Origin of the sequence: Virgibacillus alimentarius, from assembly GCF_000709085.1 — a bacterium.
GTDB lineage: Bacteria > Bacillota > Bacilli > Bacillales > Amphibacillaceae > Virgibacillus_B > Virgibacillus_B alimentarius.
Genome location: NZ_JFBD01000061.1, coordinates 1 through 4,815, shown reverse-complemented (window position 1 = coordinate 4,815; position 4,815 = coordinate 1). Strand labels below are relative to the sequence as shown.

The window sequence follows — 4,815 nt, the reverse complement described above, 5'->3', positions numbered from 1 at the left end:
AAAAAATCACGACGTCTTGGCATTTCATTAACTGGTACAGGTAAAGAATTAGATAAGCGCCCTTATGCTCCTGGGCAACACGGTGCTAATCAACGTAGAAAGATTTCTGAATATGGCTTACAGCTTCAAGAGAAGCAAAAGTTACGCTATATGTATGGACTGAATGAACGCCAATTCCTTAACTTGTTTAATGAAGCAGGAAAAATGAAAGGTGTTCACGGTGAAAACTTTATGATTCTACTTGAATCCCGCCTAGATAATATTGTTTATCGCCTAGGTCTTGCACGTACACGTAAGCAAGCTCGTCAGCTTGTAAATCACGGACATATCACTGTGGATGGCAGCCGTGTAGACATCCCTTCATTCCGCTTAAAACCAGCTCAAGAAATTGGATTAAGAGAAAAAGCGAAGAACTTAGATATTATTAAAGAGGCTATTGAAGTAAACAATTTTGTACCTGAGTATCTTAATTTTGACGCGGATCAAATGACAGGAAGTTATGTTCGTTACCCTGAGCGTTCTGAATTACCAGCAGAAATCAATGAAGCGCTTATCGTAGAGTTCTATTCACGTCATTAATAAAAAAACTGTTCACTATTTGTGAACAGTTTTTTTATGGTATAAAAGGCTGTATGCATAACATATATGCTCATACAACCTTCATTTGTTTATTTATATTGAATTAAATTGTACTTTTTCTTTCCACGTCTAATAACAGTAAATCTATCTTCAATGCGGTCATTTGCTGTAATAACATATTGTAGGTCTTGCTGTCTCTCTCCATTAATATAAATAGCTCCATTATTAATATCCTCCCTCGCCTGTCTTTTTGACGAGGATATAGAAGCATTTACAAGAAGATCGATTAAACCGATATCTGTTTTTTCCATTTCATAAGTCGGAACATCTTTAAATCCTTGCTCAATATCATTGCCAGACAGTTGTTTCAAATCACCTTTAAACAATGAAGTAGATATTTTTTGGGCTTGTTCTAACGCTGATTGACTATGAACCAATTTTGTCATTTCTTCTGCTAAACGTCTTTGTGCAATACGATTCTCCGGATTATTTTCCACCTCTGCTTGCAAAAGATTTAATTCATCCTCTTCTAAGAACGTGAAATAATGCAAGAATTTCATAACATCCCGGTCATCCGTATTAAACCAAAACTGATAAAACTCATAAGCTGTTGTTTTATTAGGATCTAACCATACAGCACCGCCAGCGGTTTTGCCAAATTTAGTTCCATCCGCTTTCGTGATCAATGGAACAGTCAATCCAAAAGCCGTTACTTCTTCATCTTTATCTTCACGGGAACGACGAATAAATTCCATACCAGCTGTTATGTTCCCCCACTGATCACTTCCGCCTATTTGTAATGTGCAATTCTCTTCTTCATATAATTTCAGAAAATCAAGAGATTGTAAAATCATATAGCTAAACTCTGTATAGGAAATTCCTTGTTCAATGCGAGCTGAAACAGATTCTTTTGCTAGCATATAGTTAATTCCAAAATGTTTACCAGCGTCTCTTAAAAAGTCAATAATGGTCATACTCGCCAGCCAATCATGATTATTACGAGCAACAGCTGCATTTTCCCCATGATCAAAGTCTAATATTTTAGCTAATTGCTGTTTAATCTTTTCACTGTATCCTTTTACAACATCAGCACTATTTAGGGAACGTTCACTAGACCGACCACTAGGATCTCCGATCATTCCTGTTCCTCCGCCGATCAATGCGATTGGCTTATGCCCTGCCCGCTGAAACCTTTTTAACATAACAATCGGCAATAAATGACCGATATGTAAACTATCTGCTGTTGGATCAAACCCACAGTACAATGTGACCTGTCTATCTGTCAAATGCTTTTTAAGTCCTTCCCAGTCTGTTGTTTGTTGAATTAATCCCCGTTTTTCTAAATCCTGTAAAATATCCATTCATCACACACCTCACCATTTCTTAAAATAAAAAAACTCATCCCTAATCATCATAAGGGACGAGTTTATACGCGTTACCACCCTTGTTGCAAAAATTTTTGCCACTTTGGTATTGTTAACGATGAAATCACCGTCTCTTTAGCTCTAAATAATCGAACTAAAGTTGATGCTCGAGATTGTAATTCGTCTGTAAATATATACTGGCTCGCACCAACCGCCAGTTCTCTTTTATAGGGATTCACAAAACTACTTCGATCTTTCTTCGCAATTTAATTATTATATTATAATATATATTCTTACCATATTTTACACCAAAAAGCAATAGTATATATCCTCATCTCACCTATCTACACCTAAAATTTCTTGTATGCTATAATAATAATGTATTTTTGATGTTCGATTGAACATCATTTTAGGAGGTTAACCGTGGATCTTAAAGAAACACTTCGAAGATATTATACTAAAATTAAATCGATAGTAAAGAATGAGAAATTGCAAAAGAATTTTCGTATTACATATGACATTATGTGGAATATTATTTTACTTTTACTCCTTACAGCTTTTATTGGATTATTTTTCATTGGCGGGATGGGTGCCGGCTATTTTGCTTCCCTAGTTAAAGACGAACCCATTCGAAGCTATGAAAATATGAAAAAAGATATTTATAATTATGAAGAAACTTCAAAACTTTATTTTAGCGACGGGAAATATTATGGAGATGTGCGCTCTGATATATACCGAGAAGAGGTTTCTTTAGATCAGGTTTCTGATACCTTAATCAACGCCGTTATTGCAACAGAGGATCAATATTTTAATGAACATGAAGGCGTTGTACCAAAAGCTATCGTTCGAGCCATTGTTCAAGAAGTAACAAATTCAAATGTTAAAACAGGTGGAAGCACACTGACCCAGCAACTTATAAAGAATCAAATACTGACAAATGAAGTGTCTTTTGACCGTAAAGCAAAAGAAATCCTTTTGGCACTTCGCCTAGAAAATTTCTTTACAAAAGACCAAATATTAGAAGCTTACTTAAATATAATTCCATATGGCCGTGAAGCATCAGGTGGGAATGTTGCTGGCGTACAAACTGCAGCCAAAGGAATCTTTGGTGTAGACGCGGAAGATGCAAACTTACCACAGGCAGCATTTTTAGCAGGGCTGCCACAAAGCCCTTCATACTATACACCCTTTACAAATGAAGGAAAGCTAAAAGATAAGGAAAATCTACAACCAGGATTAAACCGAATGAAAACTGTTTTAAATCGGATGTATGAGGAAGGCTATATTACGAAAAAAGAATATAAAAAAGCAATAGATTATGATATTATAGATGATTTCATTGAAAAACCAAAGAAAAATCCACAAAAATCCTATTTCGCAGATGAAGTCCAAAAGAGAGCTAAATTTATTTTAAAAAACATACTAGCTAAAAAAGACGGATATACAAAAGAGGATTTAAAAAGTGATCAAAAGTTAAACAAACAATATACAAAATATGCAGATCGCGCTTTACGAAGAAATGGATATAAAATTCATACAACAATAGATAAGGAAATATATAATAAATTCCAAGAGGTCGTAAAAAATTATCAGCATTTTGGTCCTGATATTACTGCAATTGATGAAAACGGAGAAGAAATAACAGATCCTGTCCAAGCAGGCGCAGTCTTAATTGAGAACCACACTGGAAAAATAATCAGCTTTGTAGGTGGTCGTGATTACAGCAAAGAGAATCAAGTAAATTTCGCTACTCAATCTAAACGATCAAATGGTAGTACAATGAAACCGATCCTTACGTACGCCCCAGCTTTTGAAGAAGGTATTATTCAACCGGGAACACCACTGGCAGATTTCAAAATGCCAAGTGATGGCTGGCTACCAGACAACTACGCAAAAGGGGAGCATGGTCTCGTTTCTGCCCGGGAGGCGCTTACGAATTCATATAACATTCCTGTGGTAAGAGTTTATAAACAATTAATAGATGGTAATCTAGGAAAAAAATATATGGAAAAAATGGGGATTACTACTATCTCGGATGACGAGTATACATTCCCATCCCTTTCAATTGGCGGGACAACACACGGGGTCACTGTGGAAGAAAATACTAATGCCTTTTCAACATTTGGTAATGACGGAAAGTTTAGGAATGCCTACATGATTGAAAAAATAACGACAAGTGATGGAGAAGTCATCTATAAACATGAGTCCGAACCAGTAAAGGTATTTTCTCCAGAAACAGCTTATTTAACGCTAGACATCATGCGAGATGTAATCAATAAAGGAACTGGCACATATATAAAATCACAATTAAAACATAACGATGTTGACTGGGCCGGAAAAACAGGAACGTCAAATGATTATAAAGACGCATGGTTTGTAGGTACAAATCCAAATGTAACGTTTGGCGCTTGGATAGGTTATGATAGTAACCATGGCTTAGATGATTGTCCGGGCTGTTCATTAAGTTATAGTCAGCGAAATATGAGCTTTGGGCTGAGCTGATTAACAGTGCATCTGAAATTAATCCAGATCTAGTTACTCCAAAAGAAAAATTCAAACGTCCAAACGGTATTGTTGAGCGCAGCTATTGTGCACCTTCCGGGAAACTACCTACAGACCTATGTAGGAAAGCAAAACTTGTCAAGGCAGATTTGTTTAACGAAAAATACGTACCAACGGAAAAAGATGATAGTCTAATTAGCGGAAAATCCGAAAAGAGTAAGCGGAAAAAACCCAAAAAAGGAAACGGCGTATTATTCAACCGTGACTTTTTAGAAGAACATGGCTATGACGAATTAGACGATCTCAGTAAATTATTTCCACAAAAAGATTAGACAGAAATACATGCTGCTTTTAGCGATCAAATAAAAAA

4 protein-coding genes and 1 other annotated feature are annotated in these 4,815 nt (G+C 36.0%); of the genes, 3 read left to right on the top strand and 1 reads right to left on the bottom strand.

The features are described from left to right. A partial coding sequence (gene rpsD / locus GZ63_RS0110445) for a 30S ribosomal protein S4 (protein ID WP_029269314.1) occupies window positions 1–579 on the top strand: 579 nt, incomplete at its 5' end. 89 nt (window positions 580–668) lie between these two features. Here the strand turns inward: rpsD and tyrS are convergent. Beyond that, entirely contained in the window at window positions 669–1,940 is a 1,272-nt protein-coding gene (gene tyrS / locus GZ63_RS0110440) for a tyrosine--tRNA ligase (RefSeq protein WP_029269311.1), read from the bottom strand. 52 nt (window positions 1,941–1,992) lie between these two features. Beyond that, window positions 1,993–2,212, bottom strand: a binding site (T-box leader). Window positions 2,213–2,366: 154 nt separating this feature from the next. Between tyrS and GZ63_RS16655 the strand changes: the two genes are divergently transcribed. Both GZ63_RS16655 and GZ63_RS18715 read left to right on the top strand, forming a co-directional pair. Then, a complete protein-coding gene (locus GZ63_RS16655; protein WP_051681466.1) occupies window positions 2,367–4,445 on the top strand; it encodes a transglycosylase domain-containing protein in 2,079 nt (692 codons plus the stop codon). 149 nt (window positions 4,446–4,594) lie between these two features. Next, window positions 4,595–4,777, top strand: coding sequence for a hypothetical protein (locus GZ63_RS18715; protein ID WP_051681465.1), 183 nt, complete (start codon window positions 4,595–4,597; stop codon window positions 4,775–4,777). Window positions 4,778–4,815 lie beyond the last annotated feature (38 nt).

Coding starts and splice junctions, on each gene's coding strand:
- tyrS (WP_029269311.1), bottom strand. CDS start 1,940: ATGGATATTTTACAGGATTTAGAAAAACGGGGATTAATTCAACAAACA.